At 34.7% G+C, this 24,872-nt stretch carries 28 protein-coding genes; 6 read left to right on the top strand and 22 right to left on the bottom strand.

Going from position 1 to position 24,872, the window contains the following annotated elements; all coding sequences use genetic code 11:
- Positions 1–311: 311 nt before the first annotated feature.
- The 9 genes from J4051_RS06235 to J4051_RS18965 all read right to left on the bottom strand — a co-directional run bounded on the left by J4051_RS06235 (position 312) and on the right by J4051_RS18965 (position 7,147).
- Complete coding sequence (locus tag J4051_RS06235) at positions 312–509, bottom strand: hypothetical protein (protein WP_208233008.1); 198 nt, start codon at positions 507–509, stop codon at positions 312–314.
- 11 nt (positions 510–520) lie between these two features.
- Entirely contained in the window at positions 521–901 is a 381-nt protein-coding gene (locus J4051_RS06240) for a DUF6876 family protein (RefSeq protein ID WP_208233009.1), read from the bottom strand.
- A gap of 74 nt (positions 902–975) precedes the next feature.
- Positions 976–1,332 carry a single-stranded DNA-binding protein gene (locus J4051_RS06245; protein ID WP_208233010.1) on the bottom strand — a complete coding sequence of 119 codons (357 nt, stop codon included), beginning with the start codon at positions 1,330–1,332 and terminating at the stop codon, positions 976–978.
- Between the two features lie 1,226 nt (positions 1,333–2,558).
- Positions 2,559–3,671: an exonuclease/endonuclease/phosphatase family protein gene (locus tag J4051_RS06250; RefSeq protein ID WP_208233011.1), complete on the bottom strand. Its 1,113-nt coding sequence runs from the start codon at positions 3,669–3,671 to the stop codon at positions 2,559–2,561.
- 6 nt (positions 3,672–3,677) lie between these two features.
- Positions 3,678–4,334: a P-loop NTPase family protein gene (locus J4051_RS06255; RefSeq protein ID WP_208233012.1), complete on the bottom strand. Its 657-nt coding sequence runs from the start codon at positions 4,332–4,334 to the stop codon at positions 3,678–3,680.
- Positions 4,318–4,821: a hypothetical protein gene (locus J4051_RS06260; protein WP_236027272.1), complete on the bottom strand. Its 504-nt coding sequence runs from the start codon at positions 4,819–4,821 to the stop codon at positions 4,318–4,320. The genes J4051_RS06255 and J4051_RS06260 overlap by 17 nt, the downstream gene beginning before the upstream one ends.
- A 168-nt stretch (positions 4,822–4,989) precedes the next feature.
- Positions 4,990–5,259 (bottom strand): helix-turn-helix domain-containing protein, encoded by a 270-nt coding sequence (locus J4051_RS06265; protein WP_208233014.1) that lies wholly within the window; start codon positions 5,257–5,259, stop codon positions 4,990–4,992.
- 495 nt (positions 5,260–5,754) lie between these two features.
- The gene (locus J4051_RS06270) at positions 5,755–6,585 is read right to left on the bottom strand and encodes an RteC domain-containing protein (protein WP_208233015.1); all 831 of its coding nucleotides are present in this window, start codon (positions 6,583–6,585) and stop codon (positions 5,755–5,757) included.
- Between the two features lie 244 nt (positions 6,586–6,829).
- Positions 6,830–7,147 (bottom strand): helix-turn-helix transcriptional regulator, encoded by a 318-nt coding sequence (locus tag J4051_RS18965; RefSeq protein WP_236027274.1) that lies wholly within the window; start codon positions 7,145–7,147, stop codon positions 6,830–6,832.
- Positions 7,148–8,446: 1,299 nt separating this feature from the next.
- On the opposite strand from J4051_RS18965, the gene J4051_RS06280 reads away from it, so the two are divergent.
- Both J4051_RS06280 and J4051_RS06285 read left to right on the top strand, forming a co-directional pair.
- A complete protein-coding gene (locus J4051_RS06280) occupies positions 8,447–8,626 on the top strand; it encodes a hypothetical protein (RefSeq protein ID WP_208233017.1) in 180 nt (59 codons plus the stop codon).
- Between the two features lie 380 nt (positions 8,627–9,006).
- Positions 9,007–9,252, top strand: a complete 246-nt coding sequence (locus tag J4051_RS06285; RefSeq protein WP_208233018.1) for a hypothetical protein — start codon at positions 9,007–9,009, stop codon at positions 9,250–9,252.
- A 60-nt stretch (positions 9,253–9,312) separates the two neighbouring features.
- Here the strand turns inward: J4051_RS06285 and J4051_RS06290 are convergent, their stop codons facing one another.
- The 7 genes from J4051_RS06290 to J4051_RS06320 form a co-directional block, all read right to left on the bottom strand.
- Entirely contained in the window at positions 9,313–10,503 is a 1,191-nt protein-coding gene (locus tag J4051_RS06290; RefSeq protein WP_208233019.1) for a tyrosine-type recombinase/integrase, read from the bottom strand.
- Between the two features lie 114 nt (positions 10,504–10,617).
- Positions 10,618–11,328 carry a YebC/PmpR family DNA-binding transcriptional regulator gene (locus J4051_RS06295; RefSeq protein WP_208233020.1) on the bottom strand — a complete coding sequence of 237 codons (711 nt, stop codon included), beginning with the start codon at positions 11,326–11,328 and terminating at the stop codon, positions 10,618–10,620.
- 188 nt (positions 11,329–11,516) lie between these two features.
- Positions 11,517–13,565, bottom strand: coding sequence for a S41 family peptidase (locus J4051_RS06300; RefSeq protein ID WP_208233021.1), 2,049 nt, complete (start codon positions 13,563–13,565; stop codon positions 11,517–11,519).
- A 21-nt stretch (positions 13,566–13,586) separates the two neighbouring features.
- A complete protein-coding gene (locus J4051_RS06305) occupies positions 13,587–13,877 on the bottom strand; it encodes a 4a-hydroxytetrahydrobiopterin dehydratase (RefSeq protein ID WP_163514932.1) in 291 nt (96 codons plus the stop codon).
- Between the two features lie 341 nt (positions 13,878–14,218).
- Complete coding sequence (locus J4051_RS06310) at positions 14,219–15,703, bottom strand: S10 family peptidase (RefSeq protein ID WP_208233022.1); 1,485 nt, start codon at positions 15,701–15,703, stop codon at positions 14,219–14,221.
- Positions 15,704–16,030: 327 nt separating this feature from the next.
- Positions 16,031–17,221 (bottom strand): sensor histidine kinase, encoded by a 1,191-nt coding sequence (locus J4051_RS06315; RefSeq protein WP_208233023.1) that lies wholly within the window; start codon positions 17,219–17,221, stop codon positions 16,031–16,033.
- Between the two features lie 44 nt (positions 17,222–17,265).
- Positions 17,266–18,039 (bottom strand): TIGR02757 family protein, encoded by a 774-nt coding sequence (locus J4051_RS06320; RefSeq protein ID WP_208233024.1) that lies wholly within the window; start codon positions 18,037–18,039, stop codon positions 17,266–17,268.
- Positions 18,040–18,233: 194 nt separating this feature from the next.
- Here J4051_RS06320 and J4051_RS06325 point away from each other — a divergent pair, with 194 nt between their 5' ends.
- Complete coding sequence (locus tag J4051_RS06325) at positions 18,234–18,377, top strand: hypothetical protein (protein WP_208233025.1); 144 nt, start codon at positions 18,234–18,236, stop codon at positions 18,375–18,377.
- Complete coding sequence (locus J4051_RS06330; RefSeq protein WP_208233026.1) at positions 18,364–18,537, top strand: hypothetical protein; 174 nt, start codon at positions 18,364–18,366, stop codon at positions 18,535–18,537. The genes J4051_RS06325 and J4051_RS06330 overlap by 14 nt, the downstream gene beginning before the upstream one ends.
- Positions 18,538–18,542: 5 nt before the next feature.
- On the opposite strand, the gene J4051_RS06335 is transcribed toward J4051_RS06330, so the two are convergent.
- On the bottom strand, positions 18,543–19,202 hold the full coding sequence (locus J4051_RS06335) for an ABC transporter ATP-binding protein (RefSeq protein WP_208233027.1): 660 nt from the start codon (positions 19,200–19,202) through the stop codon (positions 18,543–18,545).
- Between the two features lie 245 nt (positions 19,203–19,447).
- Here J4051_RS06335 and folE point away from each other — a divergent pair, with 245 nt between their 5' ends.
- The gene (folE, locus tag J4051_RS06340) at positions 19,448–20,044 is read left to right on the top strand and encodes a GTP cyclohydrolase I FolE (RefSeq protein ID WP_208233028.1); all 597 of its coding nucleotides are present in this window, start codon (positions 19,448–19,450) and stop codon (positions 20,042–20,044) included.
- A 52-nt stretch (positions 20,045–20,096) separates the two neighbouring features.
- Complete coding sequence (locus tag J4051_RS06345) at positions 20,097–20,369, top strand: hypothetical protein (protein ID WP_208233029.1); 273 nt, start codon at positions 20,097–20,099, stop codon at positions 20,367–20,369.
- 75 nt (positions 20,370–20,444) lie between these two features.
- Here the strand turns inward: J4051_RS06345 and J4051_RS06350 are convergent, their stop codons facing one another.
- From J4051_RS06350 to J4051_RS06370, 5 genes are all read right to left on the bottom strand, one after another.
- Positions 20,445–22,658, bottom strand: coding sequence for a TonB-dependent receptor (locus J4051_RS06350; RefSeq protein ID WP_208233030.1), 2,214 nt, complete (start codon positions 22,656–22,658; stop codon positions 20,445–20,447).
- Between the two features lie 60 nt (positions 22,659–22,718).
- Positions 22,719–23,051 carry a hypothetical protein gene (locus J4051_RS06355; RefSeq protein ID WP_236027280.1) on the bottom strand — a complete coding sequence of 111 codons (333 nt, stop codon included), beginning with the start codon at positions 23,049–23,051 and terminating at the stop codon, positions 22,719–22,721.
- Positions 23,048–23,545, bottom strand: coding sequence for a DUF6787 family protein (locus J4051_RS06360; protein WP_208233031.1), 498 nt, complete (start codon positions 23,543–23,545; stop codon positions 23,048–23,050). The genes J4051_RS06355 and J4051_RS06360 overlap by 4 nt, the downstream gene beginning before the upstream one ends.
- A 37-nt stretch (positions 23,546–23,582) precedes the next feature.
- The gene (locus tag J4051_RS06365) at positions 23,583–24,014 is read right to left on the bottom strand and encodes a DUF6146 family protein (protein WP_208233032.1); all 432 of its coding nucleotides are present in this window, start codon (positions 24,012–24,014) and stop codon (positions 23,583–23,585) included.
- Between the two features lie 127 nt (positions 24,015–24,141).
- Entirely contained in the window at positions 24,142–24,783 is a 642-nt protein-coding gene (locus J4051_RS06370) for a DUF937 domain-containing protein (RefSeq protein ID WP_208233033.1), read from the bottom strand.
- Positions 24,784–24,872 lie beyond the last annotated feature (89 nt).

A 24,872-nucleotide genomic window follows, 5' to 3' on the forward strand; every position in this document is an offset into this window, starting at 1 on the left:
TCCATAGGATCTGTGCTGTCATTAAACGACAGGAACCATATGTGAAAAATTTGGCTTAATTTTTTCATTTTTCATTTGCTTTTAACATGGAAATCTTTTCGTCCAGCTCGCTGGACAAAAAAAATACCATTACACCTGAATGTAATGGCTTATTTAAAAACTTAAATACCAATGAGTCTTTTTAAGATTTGTTGATTGGGAGTTTAGAATTATTACTAATGAATAATTAAAAATATTGAGAATTACGTAATTATAATACCAAAAAAAGACCCTCAAAAATTGAAGGTCTCATTAAAAAAATTATAATCTTTTTATATGTTAAATATATATTTATAGGAATATAAATTCCGTAGTGCTTCTTCGTCTAGCATCTGATCCAAATTCACATTGTGACGCGATGCATATTTGATAATGTTCTTGCCGTATTTATGTTTTACGTCCTCTTTAGAATCATAGAGCAAACGCTCTTGTGCTTCCTCGCTTAAATCGGTAAAATTCAGATATACCATAGTTTACAGATTTAATATTCACTTGGAAGCATTAATGTATTATCAACAAAAAATAGGCGCAATTCATCCAAAGGAAAATCCGTCACATTATATCTATGCTTCTCCAATATATTATCATTTCCGTCGCCATAAGTGATGAATGCCTCGCATCCAAATTCCTCTTGTTCATCCTTTGTAAGACGTTTAAAATCGATGGTTATAAAATAACTTTTGTTCATCAGATTTTTTGCAATTACTGAAGAATCTGTTACCAACCAAAAACAATCGGCAACATCAGCCAAATATTTAATACCATTGGTAAATCGAGTTCGTATTAATGGGATTTGAAAAAACATTTCAGAACCATGAAAATGTTGCAATCCCTCTTTTATTTCGTTAACTTTATCATTCATTGTAATTTTATTTAAGAGATTAATAATGAAAAAGAGGGCGCATCTTTCCACAGTGACGCCCTCTTTAATTTTGCCTACCTATCAGCTTTTTCGTCGCCTTTGATTCCCAAAAGCAAGATTTCATCTACTACAACTTCGGTAATATATCTTTTCTCTCCGTCTTTGGTTTCATAAGAACGTGACGTTAATTTGCCTTCCAAAGCAACTTCCTTTCCTTTGCCTACATAGTTTTCCACTATTTCAGCAATTTTACCCCAGGCAATAATAGTGTGCCATTCGGTACTCTGCACTTTCTCTCCCTTAGAATCTTTGTAAGATTCATTTGTGGCAATTGAGAATTTTGCGACCTTTTTGCCACTTTCAAGGGTTGTGATTTCTGGCTCGTTTCCTACATTACCAATTAACTGTACTTTGTTTTTTAGAGTACTCATAATTATAAAATTTAAAGATTAATATTGACCTGTCTGAACCATTCAGAAAGGCTTTAAGTTTGATTTACTTATTATATCTAGAGCGTTTTCTCTTTTTTGTTTTTTTAACCTTGGTGCTGCTTGCTTTTTAATGATTTCGTAAGATTTCATAAGATTCGTTTTAGATTTACTTCCCATAGAGCCGTCGCTGTTACCTTTTTTTGTTGCTGATACATTCTCAATATTTGGAATTGTTGAGGACTTATAAAAAGGAGCGAGGTACGAGCCTGGTTTATGCAGTCCGGTCAAGTTCCAAATGTTGGTATTTTGCTTTCAAAAAAAGGTATGGACAGTGATGGATTAGGAAGTGGAACTAAATTTCTTGGGAAATATGAAATCATAGCAAGCTGAACCAATGCCAAATTAAAGTTCAAATGAGAGGCGGACTTAAACCTGGAATTTGGGTTTCGGAATGGAGTTCTCGCGTTTTTCAGCGAGTAAAACGGAATGTAGATTCCAAATTTCGGGGTTGTGTCCAAGATTTTTAGTGAAGCGCATTTACCGGAATGTAGGCACGGAATGAAGGGGAATGGGCTGCAACGGAATGTAAATAGCCTGATTTTGTTTCTTGACTTATTTAAATTTTCACTTTTAATAAGGTGTATAAATAGTGAAGTGGAACTAAATTTCTTGTGAAATATGAAATCATAGCAAGCTGAACCAATGCCAAATTTAAGTTCAAATGCGAGGCGGACTTAAACCTAAAATTTGGTATTCGGAATGGAGTTTCCGCGTCTTTCAGCGGGTAAAACGGAATGTAGATTCCAAATTTTGGGGTTGTGTCCAAGATTTTTAGTGAAGCGCATTTACCGAAATGGAGGCACGGAATGAAGGGGAATGGGCTGCAGCGGGATGTAGATAGACTGATTTTGTTGCCTGATCTATTTCAATTTTCAGTTTTGGTAAGATGTATAAATACTGAAATAGATTTATGCTGAACCAATGCCAAATTAAAGTCCAATCGGGAGGCGGACTTAAACCTGAAATTTGGGTTTCGGAATGAGGTTACCGCGTTTTTCAGCGGGTAAAACGGAATGTAGATTCAAAATTTTGGGGTTGTGTCCAAGATTTTTAGTGAAGCGCATTTACCGTAATGGAGGTACGGAATGAAGGGGAATGGGCTGCAACGCAACTTAAAACACAATTTTTAATTTACAAAAAGTCAGTTTATAGTGATTGAGAACTGTTTATTTTAAACTACACCAAAGAGCCGGATGTTCACTAGCTGCGTCTTTTTTTGTCTTTATAGATTTATAGTTTGCCCATTGAGGTCTTTCAAATGGCCACATAGCCTTTCTGTTTAATCCAGAATCGATTAAAGTTTGAAATAGGGCAGGAGATAATAGCATAAAATCTTTTTGTTTGATGTTGACACCTTTTCTATAGGCTCCCATTCTATGATAGCTTGCGTCTATTCCGTCATCATAATCCACTTCGAATGATATATGTTTAGTAATGTCCTTTAAGTCGCTATTCTGAAGTAAGGGAGCTAACGAATAACAATAGGAGGGAGCGTTGAGCGTTCCTGCAATAATTACATTGTTTTGACTATTGAACTGTAACTCCTTATAAATCCTTGAAACACCTAAGGCTTGCTGTCTTCTAACTTCTGAAGCTTTTTCTATGTTTAGTTCGTTTTGATAAAAGTATGCGGATAGGATATGTATTAATGCTCTTTCTTTTGTAATAATTATATATTCAATTAGCTCATGACTTGGGACTTCAGAAGCTTCAATTATATGAAGTTTTACCGAATCAAGTACACATCCATTTTTGAGTAATAAAGCTTGTTCGCGACCTTTGCCTTCAGAACCTGGAATTAGGATGCATTGATCAAAAGGTTTGTAGCCCACTTTGGGCAAGATCAAGTTATTAAATTCTTCTAAAGACATCCTATCCTCAATTTCCTGAAGAATTAAAATATCAGGATCAATATCTTTAATGACCTGCGCCTTGTGCGCTCTTGCACTAGAGCTAATTGGTAACGTGTGAATTTTTATCCATCCATTCCAATTTGTTAACTCCTCTGCCTTAATTTCATTTTGATTATCCATTCCTTTAATGTATAATTCGCCTTCCTGTCGTCTTATGGTAAAGTAAGGACTTTGGTCTGTTTTGTCTAATCTAAGAAGATGAGAAAGTTCTCTTAGCCTGTCCATTGAGGAGTGGCTTTCATTGGTATTCAATAATAGATTGTCAAACTCTTTAATCCATTCAATTCGGCCAGGGTTATTTCTACCGTCAATAAAAACGCTATCCCTGTGGAATAAGTTCTGAATATTAAATGATGCTATTTTCATGATTAATTATTTTCGTTTATCTAAGGTTTCTGAGTTGAATGAAACCAAATTGAACATTTCTCGCATTCTACTGATCACTCTATTCCCGTATCTTTCTTCTAATTCCTTGCTGTCTAAATTTGTTGTTGCATGGGTTTTAAATGATGATTTTAGAAATAGTTCATATCTTGAAATGAGTATTTCACCCATTACATTACAATCCCTACCGTAGTGTGAGCCATAGGGCTCAATTCCCAGGTCATCGAAACAAATATTACCTCCATTCTCATAATCTTCAATTATTTTGTAGCCAAGATGATTAAAACCAAAAACAATATTTCTACATGGAATTATTTCAATAGCTCTTTGTCGCGGAACAATACATTGAATTAATTTAAATATGGAAGTTTTACCACAACCAACTGGTCCAGAAAGTAAAATGTTCTTTTCTGTATCGATATCGTGTTTCTGACAACTTTTAACGTCTTTAACGATGTAATTACAAAGTTTTAAGATGACTTCTTCATCGCCTTTGTGAATTTTAAAATCCACGCCAAATAGTGATTTTCCTTTGACATCCAGATAGATTAGGATTTTGTCGAAATCATAAATCATTTCAAATCCAGTGAAATTTCCAATGGAATATTCTATTTCATTTTCTATAATTTTAGAGGGGTCGGCCATAATCTTTATTTTTGGAAGTTTTGAGATAATCTCTATTTTTTGGATTATCAGTCTTTTGAATCGAAGCTTTAATTTCTTCGCCCTTTAGAATCCAATTTTCTGCTTTGGAATGCCAATCTATAATTTCAATTTTGCCACCGAGTTTCCATCCAATTGATTTGTAGTGGTTGAAGAATTTCTTTGCCTCGATATTAGGCCATCCGTTTTCTTTAAAAAAAATTAAAACTTCATTTTCATTTATAGGCAGCTCAAGTTTACTACTTTTTTCTATTTGTTTGTTATTGTTTGTATTAGAGGTTACTACTTGTTCTCCACTTGTTTTCAACTTGTTTGCAACTTGTTCCTTAGTTGTGTCAAAAATGAGCATCTTAATTTTGCTTCCTTTATGAGGGTGATGGGAGGGGAGGTATTTAAAATATTTCCAATTTGTCATTTGGTTTAGACATCTATGATAAGTTGGGTTTGAGCCTATTTTTGAGAGTTGCATAATTTCTTGTTTGTTTATATAGAACTCGTAAGGAAATCGATTTATGTTCCAATAATAAAACAAAGCCATATATAGGCTTATATGCGTTGTGTTTAATCTCTGATCTTCATTAAACTTTTGAAATACGGCATTAAGATGTGTTATATAATTCATAGTTCTTTATAAATTTTAGTGTACACGATTAGCGTTCATAATCTTATGGATATCTTCAAAATCATAAAAAAAAGTATCGCCAACTTTGGTATAAGGTAATGTGCCATTGGTGCGAAGATTTTGAAGAGTCTTTCGACTTATTTTAAGTAAGTCCATTATTTCTGTAGATTTTAGATGTTTATTTAATTTACACTGAGATTGTCTGATTAGAAGCTCTTTAATTTCATCTAGCAATTCCATTTTTAATTCTCTAAGATCGTCGGTAGTAATAATGTTTTTCGGCATAATAGCATGATTTTGTAGAAAAGGGCTATCGTATTGTAGTGAATCATTTTTTATAACCCCTAACTTGATTTAACTTTTGTTTTACAAATTTGAATATTATTTTCGGACTTCTATCCCCATCATGACCGTAGTACGGTCAAAATTTAACATCTTGAAATTTGAAGTGTTTTGAGCCTTTTTAACGTATACTTGGTTAGTTTATATCACAAAAAAATAGAGATAAAAGAGAAACTTTAATAGAAAAGGAGATGACCGTAGGTAAACCGTACTACGGTCTTTTTGATCATTAAAAATGATGTATTATAGCTAGTCTTCACTTTTACTCATTTCTGATAGCAAGAGTGCAGTGCGATCATCAAAAAACAGGATTTTGCTATTTTTTTGGTGTTTACCATCACAAAAGAATAGGGATAGAAGGGAAGTTTTAATAAAAAAGAGATGACCGAAGTTAACCGTTCTACGGTCTTTTTGATCATTAAAAACGATGTATTATAGCTAATCTTCACTTTTAATCATATCTGATACCAAGCGCGCAGTGAGTTCGTCAAGAAATAGGGTTTTGCTATTTTTTCGTAGTTTAATGTCTTGATAGGTTTTGTATATATCTTTTGGGTTGAAATCAAAAATCTTTTGAAAATGCTCGGATACCTTCATAATACTAAGATTGTTCTTTTTACCCAGCCCGCTGGCGCAAAGGGCGTAAAGCATTTCGACATAGTCAGTGTTATTAAAGGGCCATTCTAATTTTTTCTTAACAACCTTTTGATGTTTATTCAAGCGTGTTTTCATGCTTAGTCTTCTCTTATCCAAATACACAGTCAAGGCATAATAAGCTCTATATTCACCTAAAAGCATGTCTTTAGGAGTACAAAAATCTGGATCTTGAAAATGTCTTTTACATATTGTGAAATTAAATTTTTCAAGAGAATCTCTAGTGTAAAATTCTTTGTCAAAATGAGTTGCTCCAGAATCTACATAACTGCAGAAGTCAAGGTTGTTACGAAAGAATCGGTTGAGCTTGTTGATTTTCTTTTTAAGATATTTTAGTTGTTGTTCTTTATCGCTTTTAGGGAGTTGAATTTCAAAGGAATGAATTTCTGAGAAGTAGATCAGTTTTGTAAGCGGAATATGTTTAATTTCTTTGAAAAACAATACTTCCTCGTTAACAGAGCTAAATTTTTTGTTTAAAATCTCTCTTTTAAAGGAATTCAATAAATTGTTACACACTTTTATTGAACACAATGACCTTTGTAAAGTGTCTTTATTTTTGGTTCTAATTTCCTTTAAGTCAATTAATAATTTTTCGGATTGTGATTTAAGTTTCATAGCAAGAAGTTTTTTAATTGCTATATCTGTGGGGATTAAATAAGGTCATTTCATTGATTTGCAAAAAGGGTTTTTTACATCAAAATAAAAACACTTAAACTTTGACAGTAAGATAGTTTAACTATGTGAATCTCAAAAAGAAGTGTGCCGTATATTTTTACGTAAAATCCGTGTTTTTCTACGGAAATGGGTTTTATTCGATAATAGGAGGATAAATACGAGTTGATTTTTTAGGAATATTTATTCAGAGGAAGCGATTCAAAAAATCCGATTTATTTTTCGTTCCTGTCTTTTTAAATATATTAGAAGCATGTTTCGACACCGTGTTTTCTGCAATATATAAATCTCTACCAATGTTTTTATAGCTCAAATTATTTAAAATCGAAAGCGCAATCTCCAATTCTCTTCGCGTTAAGTCACTATATAAAATTTTGTGATCAATCGATTTTTTTCTATGTTTTATATTTAAAATAAGAACTTCATGCATTTGCGTATTAGTATCTAAAAAATATAAGTACTTATCAATTTCAATTGCTGTAATAGAATAAAACACAATGTTCATTATAGTAAATTTTACCCATTGGTAATTACCAATCATTACACATATAGGAAGAAGAGTCATGCAGGTGATACTAATTATTGAGAGTTTATTTCTTCTCAGCATGAAATTACTGGTATTCTTGGCATTTGGTATGCTATGATAAAAAATAAATAGAACTGCAATGGCTACGATTGACATAGGCATCATAAAAAGATACATGGAAGCAGAAATTGATCCATTATAGTAATAAGGTATTAAAAATAAAACTATGAAAAGGATACATGTGAGTAGTGTGAGGTTTTTGACAGATAAATTATATTTTAGAACAACCAGATTATACGTTTCGAAAAAATAATATATGATATACATGCATAAAATAATTGCAACGCTATAGGTTATGATGTATTGAATAATAAGTGGCCCTTGATAGTTTTCGGTCGGTAGAAACCCTCCAGTTATATTATAAGCAACAAATAGGAAACCAAGATAGATATATCTTTTATGACTAGTTTGCCTGTTCTTTCTAGATAAGTAGAGAGTGAGCAATAGGAGTATTGTATCTAGTAGTAGATAAAAAAATGTGCTCCAATGTATTGAGGTTCCAAACATTAATTTAATTGCACTTCAGGTTATTATATTTTGCTTATTGTTATTATTATTTCTAGTATTCCGCAATTGAAAAATTTCCGTATTAGCCTCAACCTTTGGAAATCTTAGAAAAGTTTAGTTAGAGATTTTAAAAGGAAGAATGTATTAATTCAATACAGTTCTTATCTTAAATATAATGATTTTATTTTGCATCTATCAAATTTACAGCTGTGTATGCCTTTCTTGTGTAGTGATAATAAACTTATATAAAGATTGAATTCACCAAGATTGACTTTTTTTTGTTATAAGGTTGATTTAAAAAAAAAACTGCAAGCACAAAAATCGAGCAGCGATAATGCCATGAACAGTCGAATAAAATTGTTTATCGTGTTGCGGGATATTCCTGGAGTAGCACCTATTTTACGCTTGCTTAACCCATTAATATGTGAAGAAATGATTTTTTTTAAGTCCATTGGATTAAGCATGTTGGCAATATCGCATGCTGTTAAGCGATAAGGTAATTAATACTTGATCTTTCAAAGTCGGTACAGTGAGCCAAATCGAAATGTGGCACAAATCGAACCGCTATAGACCTTTACCAAACAGCCAAAAATAGCACAGTTTGAACCAAAGTGACTGGCACTATGAAACCGAAATTACTGGCACAAATCGAACCGAAGTAACCACACGGATAGTATTTTGAATAGAGATCGTTCTATATTGTTAGAAATCATGGGCAAAAATGGAATCCAGATTAAATTGCTAAAAAGTGTATTGGAAAAGAAAAACTTCAAGTTTAATTACGGCAACGGATTTTATGAAAACGCACAAAATAAACGCTATCATATCGTATATAATTTTGCTTGGATGGATTTTAAAACTGGAGAAATATTGATTGAGAGACGTAAGTGACCAATACTTTGGTCAATTCGTTGAATAAACGATTTAGACCTAAGTTTATTTATTCGCAATTCTGAAGTTTGTAACAAAAAGGGTCATTTTCTGAAGATACTTCTAAATTATCATTTGAAAAATCTTAAAAAAAAAGTTTTCATTCTTTTTTCAACAAATAGAAACTAAATTTTGGATGTCATGTTGTTTCTTTTCTTCAACGGATTTAAGGAATAGGAATATCAATAAGTAGCGAATGCAGCCGGCATATTTAATTCAATAGTTAAACCGTAATAGATTGTTTTTCATGAAAAAGAACGATTCCTTTTAAGTTAGAATTGAAGGATATAGATGACCTGATAACAAAAAAGAGAAATCTATAAAAATAGTTTATAAATCAAATGATTAATCAAGTAAAAATACAACCACTAAATTTGACCGGTAAAGTTTTCTGTGAAAACTTGGGACTATCTTTCAATGGACAAATTATGCAGTCCTTAAGAGAACTAGGATTGGTCAACTTTTTCAAAGTGGGGAAGAAGTACTTTTACGCTTATGAAGATATTGAGACGGTGAATCAGAAACTTCGCAACGGTAAAATATCTATTGTGGTAAATAATGGTTACTATATCACTTTGAATGAATAGTAGTTTGAAAAAGCCATACTATAATTTAAAAAAAGGATGTTTCAATTTTATTCTTTCAATTTAACTGAAAAGCCGATTCATCTCATCAGTTTCTTCCTTATGATAAAAATCTTTCAGGTAATGTTGCGTAGTAGACAGCTTGGTATGCCCCAAAAGCTTAGATATCATTAATAATCCTGTATTATTTTTTACCGCGAAGTCAGCAAATGAATGTTTTGCCATGTGCATATTTACCCATTTTTTTATACCTGCTTTTTCACAAACAATTCGCAAAGACCTGTTTGCGGCATTGTTGGCAATATATAATTGATGTTCAATATCTTCTAGGCTTTCTTTATCCATACCATAGAGAGGAGGGAAGACAAATAAAGGATCTCTTCCCTTGTATCTTTCTACAATAGAGATTGCTTTTGGGACAAGAGGCAGGTTTCTTTTAGAACCAGCTCTTGCTCTAGATTTGTGCATTGTATAAATTATTTCATTCTCAGTAATATTTTCCCACTTTAATCTACAAATATCTGAAAACCTCATGCCCGCAGTGTAGAATGAAAATAAAAACATATCTCGAGCCTTTATCATTCCTTTAAATCTTGGGGGGATTTCTAAGTCTGAAAGTTTTGAAATTTCTTCAAATGTTAAGGAGTCTTTTTGTGTGTTTTCTGTAATGATTTGGAAGCCTTTGATAGGATTTTGGCTTATGATCCCAATTTTTACAGCTTTATTTAAAACGGCAAAAATAGCTTTCATGTTCGAGGCCACGGTGTTTACTTTGTTTCCTCTTTCAAGCATCCATTTTTCGTAATCTTTTGCAAATTGAATAGAAAGATCTGAAAATGAAATATGGGTTGTAAATTCCCGTAACTTCTTAATATATTTAACTTGGGTATTAGCTGTTCGGATTTTTCCTTTTAGCCTGGCTTCATCCACGATTTGTTGATAGAAATCCAAGAAGGAACTAGAGTCATACTTTTTGTTGTTTTTGTATAGAAAGAGTAGTCGCTTGGCGGAAATTCCCTCATTGTTGTAGTATAATTGCTGTACTGAGATAATTAATGACACCAACTTTGAGTTTAGTTTTTCTTCAAGCGGATGTCTTTTAACCTTTTTCCTTTTGTCATCCCATTGTGCTTTTTTGACAGAAACTCCCGAATCAATGTATTGCACATCCTGTTGAGAGGTCTCTATTTTGAGCCTAATCAGTTGTGTCTCATTTTTCTTTAGGTAAGGCGATAAGTAATAGTTGAAATTCATTAGTTCGATATTAGTTCGAAATATAAACAAATATAAACAATTATAAATGAATATAAACAATCAGAGGCTTCTGTAAATAAGCGTATTACTTGTGGTGCGCAGCGTTTTACGGTGTTATTCCTCCATGGTATGATATACGTTCTGTACATCATCATCTTCCTCTAGTTTTTCTAAAAGTTTCTCGACATCTTCGGCTTCTTCAGCGGTCAGTTTTTTGGTGATTTGCGGAATGCGTTCAAAGCCAGAGGAAAGAATTTCAATATTCCTATTTTCCAATTCAGATTGAATAGCTCCAAAACTTTCAAAAGGGGCGTAGATTAAAATTCCATCGTCGTCCAAAAAAACTTCTTCTGCACCAAAATCAATGAATTCCAATTCCAATTCTTCTACATCTAAACCTTCTGCGGCAATTCTGAAATTACAAGTATGGTCAAACATAAAAACTACAGAACCTGAAGTACTCAAACTTCCATCACATTTATTGAAATAGCTGCGGACATTGGCAACCGTTCTGGTATTATTGTCCGTGGCTGTTTCCACCAAAATAGCAATTCCGTGTGGCGCGTAACCTTCAAAAAGAACTTCCTTAAAATCTCCTAAGCTCTTATCGGATGCTCTTTTGATAGCGCGTTCCACATTGTCTTTAGGCATATTTACGGCCTTGGCGTTCTGTATAACGGCTCTTAAACGTGCGTTGGTATCAGGGTCAGGTCCACCTTCTTTGACTGCCATTACAATGTCCTTGCCAATACGTGTAAAGGCCTTGCTCATTGCTGACCAGCGTTTCATCTTACGTGCTTTACGAAATTCAAAAGCTCTTCCCATGTTAAGTTCTAAGTTTAAAGTTTAAAATTTTAAGTGTTCAGTCCACAGTCCACAGTCCGCAGTTTGTCGATGACATTGGTCCTTGCCCTATACCAACTACCCACTATTCCCCATTACCCAAGTTTTGGGCAAATTTAAAAAAAAATCATTCATCAATCTCTATGTGTACACTTAATTAATCGTCTTGTTCAATGAAGTTTTATGTTTCTTACGTCCGATAAAATTGCCAGTGCTTCGTGAATGTAAATATCTGTAGAAATGTCCTCAATGAGAATTTTATTTAGTTTTATATCAGCATCACTTAATTTACTTCTGGTTGCCGCTGTGTTTTTTACGATGATGTTTTTTGTTGTCAAATCAATTGCTTGATAAAAATTAGTCCATAGGTCATTATAATTCTTGACATCGTCATAGATGTTGTTTAGGGTTAAAGCATAGCTTAAATCTCTGTCAATATAGTTATTTAACATCGTTGAATTTATACTTTTAATGGCCTTAAAGCTCTCATTGTTCTCTACACGGATCTTGCTCCTTGATTGAATTTCGGTCATGGGCAATTTCTTATACGAAATATGCCTTAAGTTAGGGGATATCGCATCATTGGAAAGCGCAAATGGACTGTGTACTTCATTGGTTTTAAAGACGTCATATAAGGATGGCAAAATAATATCAGGCACAATTCCCACCGATTGATGGCTTTTTCCTGTAACGCGATAAAACTTTTCAATTGTAAGTTTACAAAAACCTAAATCGTCAGTCTCGCTCAAAGGTAAAATAACTTGCGCCGAAGCCTTGCCATGACTTGGCGACCCAACGATAATGGCGCGGTTATAATCTTGCATTGCAGCGGCGAAAAACTCAGAAGCTGAGGCACTAAAATTGTCAATGAGAATAACGATCGGTTTATTGAAAAGAGTCCCTTTAAAGTGGTCCGTTATCGTAAATGTATCCCCGTTGCCGTATTTAAGAATTGCTAGAGGTCCTTTGTTTATAAATAACCCTGAAAGCTCTGCGGCTTCTTTCATAGAGCCTCCGCCATTGAATCTTAAATCTATAACTAGTCCTTTAACATTCTCCTTACTGAGTATTTGAAGTTGATTCGCAACATCATGAGCTAATCCGTTGCCAAGAGGTGAATCAAAATCAGTGTAAAAGCTCGGGATGTTTAAATATGCAAAATTATATTTTTGTTTAATTATGAATGCAGTACACGAATTTTGTTCAACCTTGAGCTCAGTTTTTGTGAGTTGGATATCCTGGATGGAACCATTTTGTTTTTTGATCTTAAAAATGATGGTTTCGTTTTTTTCATTGGAAGTAAATGCCGAAATGTCTTCATTTGATACACAAAAGGTCTCTAATGTCTGGATCGGAGAGGTAAGAGATTTGATCACATCATTCTCTTCAAAATTACCGTTTAAAAAAGCAGCGCTTCCGGGAGCAATATAGGCAATGACGATATCACCATTTTTATTTTTTGCAGTATCAATACCAAAGGTCAATTGGTGGTTGGACACCGAATCTTCAAATTGGGATTTATCTGAATCGTTATAAAAAAACGAATTTGGATCTTGATAATTGGCAAAAGCGTTCAAAAAGGATTCTTTTACAAAAATATCCATCTCACCATTCTTATGGAGCAGTTCATCTAAAAGGCAGAGTTGATTTTGGATTATTTTTGGTTTGGCCTCAGCTTCCAAGGATTTGAAATTTTCTTCCAAATATGAAAATGCACTATCCTGTTCTACCAAATGATCAAGAATAGAATAGCGGATGCGTTTGTTCCAGTATTTTTTGAATGAAAAATCATCCTTAAAATATCCTGACTTCGCCTCTGCACTAAAATAAAGGGTATCCCTTCCTGAATAGTCAAAAGTTTCATTTTTTAAGGAGGCCACATAGCTTTTGGAAGCTTCAATACGCTGCTTTAGTATTGTGCTATATTTTTCTATAAAGCTACAATCACCCGAAGCAATGGCGTCATCAATTTGAAATTCATCGGATTGAAATAACAATAGGTCAGATTGTTGAAAAAAACGTTTGTTTTCATCCAATCGTTCTAAAAACGAATAAAATACCGATTTAGAAAGACTGTCATTCAGTGGCTTCGGACGAAAATGATGCTGCTGTACTCGTTGGTTCAAGGCATCCATTTGTTTGCAAAAATCCGTATTATTTTGCGCATAGGACAAAGAAACTATGCAACTGAATATAATAAAGGCCAGCTTTTTCAACATAATTTAAAAGGAAATTTCTGACTATTCCTGAACTTCGACTATTGCCTCAATAGCTTCTGCCAATTTGAAATCTTTCTCTGTGACTCCTTTGGCGCTATGTGTGGATAATGAAATGGTCAATATATTATAGACATTCTTCCAGTCTGGATGATGGTTTTGTGCTTCACACTCAAAGGCGATTCTGCTCATGGCACTGAAACAATCCTTAAAATTGTCGAATTCAAACTCCGCATGAAGGGCATTGTCATAATATTCCCAATCAGGAAAGTGCAATAATTTTTTTTCTATAATATCATCAGATAATGGAGACATAGTTACGGTTTTTAAGTTTCTTAAAATTATAAATTATAATTGACAATTTATGGTACTACGAATAAAGTACTTGATAAAATTTAAAATATATTAGTATTGTATTTGTTTTTAGTGTTAAATAAGGTTGAATTTAGAGCCATTCAGGCAGCAGGACAATCCATTGATCAAAGAAAATTTTCAGCTTCTCTTATTGAGAAAAATCTTGGACAGTTTCTCGAATATGACCACTATCAGTTTGCAAGGAATCATAGAAAAGCGAGAAATTAGAAGAACGACCTTTTCAAATTCAAATAACTACTTTCCTTTGAGTTTTTAGCACTTTATTCTTTGGTTTTATTCCATTAATATTTTGCCGCTTCACCTTGTTTAGGAGTTGAATTTATAATAAATTGTCTTATATCTTCGGTCGCTTTCTTTAAATCTTCTTTTCTTAAATACATCATGTGCCCACTTCTGTAGCCTTTAAAAGACACGCGATCTTTCATTCTGCCACTCGGATCCATTTGCCCGACGGTATATTTAGCAGCAAAGTAAGTTGTTGCACCATCGTAGTAACCAGATTGGACCAAAACTTTTAAGTAAGGGTTTTGAGCCATGGCCTGACGTAAACCATCTCTTGTGCTGTCATATTGTCGATCCCAAGGGTGTACATTACCAAACATATTATATTTGATATCGGTTTTAAACTTAAGCTCTTCACGAATGTAATAATTGATAGCAGGGGTAAAGGAGTGGAGCCATGAGGTTAATTCCGCATTATAATCAGGAGAATTCCCTGCATTCATTTTGTCGATTCCTAAATACCTCGAATCCAATCTTCCGATGGTGTAACCTTTGTCACGTATAAGTTCTTTCCAGAAAAAATTTGTCGGAACATTCAAATTGTGATCAATAATTGAAGATTTACTTAATCCAGAATAGAGACTCATTTTTTCGGCAACTTGGTTTCTTTCTGCATCTGAAATAAAACCTCCCTTTGCGATGGCTGGCATCACATTGTCAATGGTGTAAGCTTCAACCTCTGGTAATATTTCCAACAAATCTTTCTGTTGAAGCTCAGGAGAAAGTGCCTTTTGATACCATGCTGTCGCAGTAAAATATGGTAGATTTAGAGCAGAATAAATGGGCTGATCTGTTGAATATATTTTATAATCAGCTGGTGATACTAAAATAACACCGTTTAAATACATCCATTGATTATTTTGTAACTCTTTAGATAATCCCATAACTCTCGGGCCACCGTAGCTTTCTCCAATTAAATACTTAGGAGATTCCCATCGGTTTTTTCTGGAAACAAAGGTATTCATCCATTCGGCTAAGTATTTAATATCGGCATTGATCCCGAAAAAAGTCTTTCGATCTGGCAACTTTCCGTCTTTATCTTCTACCATTCTGGAATATCCGGTATTTACAGGATCGATAAAAACTATGTCCGCTACATCTAAAATAGAATGTGGATTGGCTTTCACGCCATAAGGCTGAACAGGATAACCCTCGTCATCAATATTCAATATCACAGGACCAGTGTAGGCAATGTGCATCCAAGCAGATGCGGAGCCTGGTCCACCGTTAAAAGAAAAGACTATCGGTCGTTTTTCTTTTTCACTATTACTCTTTTTGTAATAGGTATAAAATAACGTGGCAATGGGTTCACCTTTAGCGTTCCAAACAGGTTGTGTACCTGCTGTTGCTTGGTACGAAAGGTTTTGACCGTTAATAACAATGGAGTGATTGGTAACCACCATCGTGTCTAAAGGAACTTTTTGGACTTGAGAAAAAAGTAAGCTTACAGAAAATGTGGCAATTAGGAAGAAGTAGTTTTTCATAAAGTTAGAATTTTAAAACCTTAAAGATAAAAGGAATTATTGGAAGCTATTTTGAAAATATGTTAAAATAGGACAAACCTTGCGCTCGGGATACGTTGGAAAGAAAATGTACTACGTTCTTTTGAGATCAATGTCTATCCGAATGAAATTTGCGATAATCGAGAAACAATAATATGATGCACTAATCAAGAACCACAGTGCCCATCCGATTAATACGTGCGGACAGGCCTACGAAGGGATGAATAAGAAATAGCCTCTTAGATTGAGGCAAGCCGAGAGATATAAAAACCCACTGGTGGGAATAAATTTACTTTTTGTTCTTTAGTATTATTTAGCTATCGTAAAGGTGAAAACACTGCCTACGCCAATCTCTGAAGTGACATTAATTTCGCCGCCCAATTTATTGACGAGATTTTTAATAGTACTTAATCCGATACCAGTGCTCCGTTTGATGTTTTTGTGAGGGATAATGGTAAACAATTTAAAAATTACATCCTGTTTGTCCTTTTCAATGCCAATTCCATTATCTGAGACTGAGAATTTGTGGTATTTAGGCTCTTTTACATAAGAAATATTTATCAGACGTTTTTCTGCATCATTATATTTGAGAGCATTGTCCACCAAATTGATAAGGATCTGTGTCAAAGCAGATTTATTGATGTTCTTAATAACATCTTCACCAGAATAAGTAAGCCTATCATTTTTTGATAGCAATAAATGACTAATGTTTTCAGATAGTACAGAGAGTTTGATGTCATCCTTTTTTGTATTGAGAAGTTCATCTGCTTTATAATGCAATAAAATGCCATCAATATAATCTTTAAGGATCAAAGCGGAATCTTCAATATAATCAAGGTACTCTGATGATGAATCAGAATGTTTTCCAAGCAGATCTTCTTTTAGAAGCTGTGTCAAAGAAATAATATTGGCCAAAGGTGATTTCAAGTCGTGGGATACGTGACTTGCAAATTTCTTTAATTGGGCATTGTGCAGGGTCAGTTCATTTTTGGCAGCTTCCAATTTTAAATTTTGCCGTCTTAACTCCAATGAATTCACAACTTGTTTTCCTAATGTGATGAGTGCATGTTGTTGTGAGGCATTTAAACCCCTGGGTTTATGGTCAAAAATGCATAATGTACCCAATGCATAACCTTCAGGATTTATCAACGGTACACCAGCATAAAAAATAGCGTTGGCCCCTTCGATAAGAGGATTATCAGTAAAACGTTCATCCAAACGGGCATCTTTGATAATAAAAATAGGGCCGTCTCCTAAAATAGCATGTCCACAAAAAGAAATGTCTCTTGGAGATTCTTGAAACGGAATCCCGTGATGCGATTTAAAAAAATTACGGTCCTTGTCGAGCATTGTAATTAATGACACTGGAGCGTCACAAATTGTAGCCACAAGGCTTGTTATATTGTCATACTCTTCTTCCGGTAGCGTATCAAGTAATTGGTACTCTGATAAAACATCTAAACGTAGGAGTTCGTTGCTTGGTAATTTGGGACTTTTCATGTTATGTGTTTTAGTTTTGTTGGTAAATAAAAATAAGTAAGTATCTATGTTTTTGAGAATCCTTCAAACACACCTAGACCAAAAAGTGCGAAATCGTATTTTACAGGATCCTGATTGTCCAAAGCTCTCAATGCAGTGTCCAATTCGTCCAAAGCTTTTGCGTCATTTTGTTTTCTTTTTAATAAGCCCAAAGATCGCGCAACATTTCCTGAATGCACGTCTAGCGGACATGAAAGTTGGGCAGGAGAGAGGCTTTTCCATATTCCGAAGTCGACACCGTTATTGTCGTTTCTGACCATCCATCTTAAATACATATTGATGCGTTTGGCTGCTGAGTTTTTTAAAGGATCACTCACATGTTTTTGGGTTCTTGGCAAATGCTCAATTTCAAAGAAATATTTTTTAAATTGGTGAATGGCGTTTTGAGTTGAAAAATCTTCTATATGATTGGCAAAGACAGGTTCTAATCCGCCATGATTTGTATAAATATGGTTTAAACTTTTAATAAACTGAATAAAGTCGTCTTCGTTGAAAGTCCGGTGTACAAAAGGTCTTAATCTTTCCAAGTCGGAAGGCTCATGATTTTTCACAAAATCGAAAGGGGATTGGTCTAAAAGCGCCATCATTTTATTGGCGTTTGTGATGATGCTTTTTCGGTTTCCCCAGGAAATAGTAGCAGTCAAAAATCCTGCAATTTCAATATCTTCTTTTTTTGAGAATTGGTGGGGAATTTGAATGGGATCACTTTCTATAAAACGCGGATGGTTATACTCTGCTACTTTGGCGTCTAAAAACTCTTTCAGATCTTGTTTTTTCAATGGTATGTATAATATATTATGACTTGATTTGTATTGTTGATTAAAGAGCAATTACCTTGCCACATCTTCTGAAATTGATTCTGTGACCACGTCTCAATTTAACGCAATCCGATTAATTTTAAACGCAAAACAGATTTCTTTTTTAGGAATCATTTTAATTAGTTAAATTAGGCTATCACTAAAATTACAAGCAAATGAAATCTATTATAAAATTTGGTTTGAAATCTGCAATAGCACTGTTTGTCATTGGCATTGGAACCAAACTTGGCAAGGACGCAATAAATGATTTAAAACAATTTCAAAACGACCGTAAAACATCAAACAATGGAAGATACTAATGACATCGTAGACTCAACATTAAATGTTGTAAGCAATTCAATAACTAATTTCGACAATGTTTTGGGACATGTACCTCTATATAAGAGTGGTCACAACATTGGTGGTGCAATTAGTAAACTAATCGATAGTATTGTGGATGTTATTCCTGATATAAAGTAAATCAATTATACGATTTTACCATCGACCATAACCAATTTTCGATCAGCCATATTTGCCAACTCTTCGTTATGGGTCACTATGACGAAGGTTTGGCCAAATTCATCGCGTAATTTGAAAAAGAGGTTATGCAGATTCTCTGCGCTCTCACTGTCTAAATTCCCGGAAGGTTCATCGGCAAAAATTAGTTCAGGATTGTTGATCAATGCTCTTGCTACCGCTACACGTTGCTGTTCACCACCCGACAATTCACCAGGTTTATGATGGTATCTGTGGGTCAATCCTAAAAAATCCAATAACTCTTTGGCTCGCTTTTCAGCCTCGTTTTTAGATGTGTTCTTTATAAAGGCGGGCAGGCATACATTTTCCAATGCCGTGAACTCTGGTAGTAATTGATGAAATTGGAAGATGAAACCAATATGTTCATTTCTAAACTTGGCGAGATGCTTATCGGTTAAGCTAATAATATCGACATCGTTGATGTGCAATGTGCTGTGATCTTTGGATGAGGCTCTATCCAAGGTGCCTAAAATATGTAGCAAAGTGGTTTTTCCGGCACCTGAAGCGCCCACAATCGATACAATCTCTCCTTTTTGAATATTGAGGTCTACACCTTTAAGGACGTGTAGATCATCGTAATATTTATGGATATTGGTTGCTTTTATCATACATTAATAATTGCAAGCAAGTTAGCATATTGTTTGCTTTTGCACAATTATGATAGGTATTATTCTGAAAAGCAATTTAGACAGGAAACTCTAAGTTGTCGGGTTGATGGCCTTGAAAACTTGGTTGTGAATTGTTATTTAAAGTTATGAAGCCAATATCTATATAAGAAGTGTTGGTTTATGGTTTTAAAGATTTTAAATTTCACTTAAAACCTTTACTTTTAACATTACATAAATTAGAAACGATGGCGTACCAGCATTTTGAAGAATATAACCTCAAGGTTACAGAAGATGTTAAAGAAAGATACAAGCGAATTATTGAAGATCTTGGCGAAGATGTCAATAGAGAAGGCCTTTTAAAAACCCCGGAACGTGCTTCAAAGGCCATGCAGTTTTTGACCCAAGGCTATAGTCAAGACGCTGCTGAGATTTTGAAAAGTGCCATGTTCCAAGAGTCTTATAACGAAATGGTGATTGTTAAGGATATAGAAGTGTATTCGCTTTGTGAACATCATATTCTTCCATTTTTCGGGAAAGCGCATATTGCGTATATTCCAAATGGACAGATTGTTGGGTTGAGTAAATTGCCCAGAATTGTTGATGTATTTGCAAGACGATTACAAGTTCAGGAACGTTTGACAGAACAAATTTTGGACTGTATTAATGACACGCTTCAGCCTCAGGGTGTTGCCGTGGTTATTGAAGCCTCTCACATGTGCATGATGATGCGTGGCGTACAAAAACAAAACTCTGTGACCACAACTTCGGGATTCAGAGGCCAATTTGAAAAGATTGAAACGCGCAATGAATTTTTAAAACTGATCAGTAATAAATTCTCTTGATTGTTTTTTGGTATATTTCTTGTAATAAATAATTTGAATTAATATTTATACAATGACATTAGACACTCTCAGCAAAAACAAAAAACTCGTTCTGGGCATCCTCTTGGATGTCATCGGAATGATTACTTTTATTGACATCATTTGGGCGCCCATTTCCGGAATCCTTATGACAAAAATGTATGCGGGTAGAAAAGGTAAAGTTGCTGGTATATTTTCATTTATTGAGGAGATATTACCAGGATTTGACATTATTCCTTCTTTCACTATCATGTGGCTTTACACCTATGTGTTCAGCAAAAAACCTAAAGTTATAGAAGTAAGATAAAAAAAATCCCTTTCAGCATCTGAAAGGGATTTTTAATTTCCACCATTGGGATTTGATACCTCAAGCTTCTTGGTTTCACAAAGTATAAGTTAACCCTACATTGATATTTCGTCCTATATTATAGATCCCGTCTGATTTTAATCGCGATAAATGATTGATATAGGTTTTGTCGGTCAGGTTGCTTCCTGAAACTCTGATATCCAGATTATTTTCGAAGAGATTCACAGTGCCTCCAAAACCTGCGCCTAAAAGGTTATAGCCATCTGAAGACGTTTCAAAACCACTGACATTATTTTGTTTGAAATACGTATTCAATCTGACAAAGCCATATAGTTTTCGGACAGACTTCGTATCGAATTCCACTCTAAGCGTATTGGATAGGGAGTTGGCCGGAATAAGTGGCAAGTAATTATCATTCTTTTGCTTTCCGGTGACCGTTTCAAAACTACTTTCAAGATGAAGCCAATCTAAAGGATGTGGATGGAGATGTAGACCAATTTCACCACCATACAAATTGGCATCTGTCTGTAAGTAATTGTAAACAGGAGTGTTCTCAATAAATTCTCCGTTTGGCGAGATAAAAATATAATTGTTCACCTTATTATAGAAAGCATTGGCAAAAACTTCAATATGCTCGCTTTTGTATTCCAAAGCTAAATCTGCCTGAAAATTTTGTTCGTTTTTTAGATGCTCATTTCCGATCTCATATCGGTTGGTGCCTTCATGAGTTCCATCAGATGTGAGTTCAGCTAAATTTGGAGCGCGATATCCTGAGGCAAAATTAATCCGTGAAGTGATTTTTTTGAAAAACTTTGTTTTGTAACCAAGTGCACCGTTAAAGCTCGAGAAATCTTTATTTAATCCGGAAACTACATCAATTGTCCGGTGATCAAAACGGACACCAATTTGAAAATCAGAATTTTCAAAATGGATATGTGATGTGGCTAGTACACCAAAATCGTTGGTTGTGGCATCTGGAATCAATTGCTCTTCCCCATAATTGTTATTACTTTGGCTCATGCCCTGAACGCCTACAATGGTTTCAAATTTCCCGAGGGTCGGCAAGTTGTATTTCACATCATAATTCAAAGTCTTCAATTTCATGTGGAGTGCTGCCTCCAAATTTTCATCTTCATGATCTTCATCACTATGGTCACCATTGTCATGATGGTGGTCCTCAAATTCTTTTCTGTCGTTATAGAGCAAGCCCAAGCTGATGTCCACACTTGAATTTTTGAGAAATACAGTCGATTTAGAACTCAGCACATGATTGGTAACTTCTTGGAAAGGCAATAAAGGCGTTCTATTTGTAGTTTGTTCTCCAAGCTCTCCAGGGATTCCGAGTTTTGAATTGTTGATATTATAGCGGAGTTCGGTTTTAAACCCGGATTTTTGATACCCTAAGCCCGCTTTAAAATCCTGCTCCCTGAATCGGCTGTTGGTCACTCTGTAGTCCGCAGTATTGTAATCGGCGTGTTCTGCAAGACTTCCTCTGAACAAAAACTTCAAATTGTCCCCGGAAGCTTTGTAACCTGCATCCGTATTAAAACCTTTAGTGCTGCTAAAATAGTTGTAGCTGGCATCCGCTTTATCGGTATTGACCTGTGCGAATCGTTCAGGGTTCAAATAGAGGACACCACCAAGCGCATCACTTCCATAGAGTAGGGAAGCGGGGCCTTTTATGACTTCTACGCTTTCAATTCCAGCATCATTTAATCCGAGACCATGTTCGTCACCAAATTGTTGGTTTTCCAATCTTACGCCTTGTGTGTACACCAGTACGCGATTGGAGCTCAGCCCTCTTATGACAGGTTTGCCTATACTGACACCTGTAGTAATGCTTTCTACACCAGCAATTGTAGTGATGCCGTCGGCTAAAGTGACCGCACCTTTTGATTTTAAATTGGCAATAGTTTTACGTTCTACCATCATTACATTTTCACTTTGTAATTTATGAAAAGGTGTGGATATGATGATTTCCGCCATTTCAATTGCAGATGGTATCATGGCTAGATTTAAAACCTCTGTCGAAGGAAAGGTAACGGTTCGTGAAAGTGTCTCATAACCCATTATCGAAACTACAATGGGAAAGGTACCATTCGGAATATTTGAGAGTGTGAAATTTCCATTGAAATCGGTTGTGGCGCCTTTTTCGAGCTGTGGTATATAGATGTTTGCGAAAATTAGAGGTTCTGAAGTATTTTTGTCTATCACGTTGCCCTGTAAAGAGTTTTGGGCGTAAATAGATGGTATTGCCAATAAGAGCAATATATTGAATATATGTTTCATAGGTATGTGTAGATTAATTTAATGCGAATACAGTCTGAATTGATTTCAGAAAAAATTAGATTAAATTAATCTTGGCGGGCCTCGACGTGTAAAATGAAGTCTTTGGTATTCACTAAGAAAGCTATATTCTTTGGTGTTGAAAACAGTGATTTCAGGATAGACAATTAAAGCAGTAACGTTCTCAGGTATAGTAAATGGGATATTGAGTTTAAACTTATAAAATTCACAATCAATATCTAAGGTATGGAAATGCGCATCAGATTCACCATAACACACCTCATGCTTATGGTTTTCAAAAACATGCATGACCTTTACGACCGAAGGCAACAGAAAGGTCAACACTAAAATCAGTGTCAAAGCTTTAAATAAGATATGTTGTCTTAAAAAGCTCATTGATTTAAGAATTTCTTGAACCCGATCCTACCCAACATTTTCTTTTCAAACTCCCAGAAGAATTTGAACTGACCAAACAGCCATCCAAAAAAAACGAGCATAAACTGGTAAAATATAAGTCCCACGGTAATGTATAAAATCCAGTAAACAGTGGTATTTAAATTATCTTTTGTGATCCCGATGAGCGCCATAATCGGCTTTCCAATGAAAACTGATGATGAACCGGTAATTGAAAAAACTATAAACACTCGAATCATTTCCCAACGGTACTCCAAAATCCATTTTTTTTCGAGTTTTTTAAATAAGAACAAGGTCACTCTTAAAAGTAGAGAGAATATAACGACAGAGGCTATCAATACCAAAAACAAATTAATGTTTCCGACAATTACATCTGCTAATCTGTAGGAACAATACCCTAAAATAAGAATGCCCAGAACTGGAAAAAGTAGCTGCCAGTTATGTTGTATTTGCCAATTTTTCTTGAAATCTTCCATTATACTTTTTTGCGATGCAAAGATACTTCAAATTCCTTTAAATCCGAGGGACAAAAGACCCTAATCTCTGTTTGTAGGTTAACTGAAAGTAAATGAAGTAATTGTACAATTTGTAATTGACCTCATAACCATAATCTATATGGGGCTGATAGTCAATTTGAAGCTCGTATAAGTTGCTATTATAACGTAGTGGTTGTAATACACGTTGGTTCCATTCTGAAACATATTGTCTATTCCGGGACTCCATGTACTCTTGTGAATAGAAACCCTCTGGTTTCGCGGTAGAAGCAAGCCAAGAGTTGAATCCCGGTTCAATGATAAGTATTTCATATTCCAAGGAGTCATTTGCAATCCTGATTGTGTCTTGTTCTTTATTGTTAACGTTTGAAGCCATCCTATTGGATGGTTTAGAACTATTGCAAGAGACCATGAATAGTCCTATTATCAGAAGTGTGGCAATTGTTTTCATAACATTTCTTTTGCTCTAAAAGTTACAAAAATCATGCCCAACAATTCATAATTTAAATGGCTTTAACAAAAAAATCGCGTTCTTAAGAACACGATTTTTTTAAAATGATTATATGATATACTACAGTTTAATTTTTTCCTCCAAACAAACCTCCAATAACTCCTCCAAGTCCGCCTTTCTTTTTGTTGCCTCCCAAAACCATTCCTGCAACGTCATCAATGATGCTCCCATCATTGTTGGCGTCAAGAATAGATTCGAGAAAACTTCTTTCGTTTTGAGGAGAATTACCTTTTAACAATCCGCCCAACATTCCTTCAAGCCCACCTGGGCTATCGACATTTTGTTGTTTAGCTTGGTTACCGAGCATTCCCATTAAAATTGGAGCAGCAACTTTTAAGATTTGTGCAACAGATGCAGCGTCCATTCCAGACTTAGCACCAATTGCCTTCTCTACATTGCTTTGCTTATTGCCGAGTACGTGACCTAAAATTTTACTTCCATCAGTCATGACGTTATCATCAACACCTCCGCCAAACAAGCCGCTAAGGTTATTTAAAATGCTTCCATCATGTTTGCCATTTAACGCACTTAGCAAGCCTTGTGCGCCTTCAGGAGAAGAAGCATTGCGTTGCATAGCGGCCATTAAAACAGGCATTGCCATAGTTAAAACATCATGTGTTTTATTTTGTGGCTGATTGGTTTGACCAGCAACCCCACTCACGATTGATTTTCCAAGATCACTATTTAAAAGATCTAAAATTCCAGACATAATTAATTGGTTTTAAATTTGAGACGTCAAAATACAAAAAATGCTTGCAATACACTGTATGACAAGCATTTTTATACATGGATGTTAAT

The organism is Gelidibacter pelagius, assembly GCF_017581925.1.
GTDB classification, from domain to species: domain Bacteria; phylum Bacteroidota; class Bacteroidia; order Flavobacteriales; family Flavobacteriaceae; genus Gelidibacter; species Gelidibacter pelagius.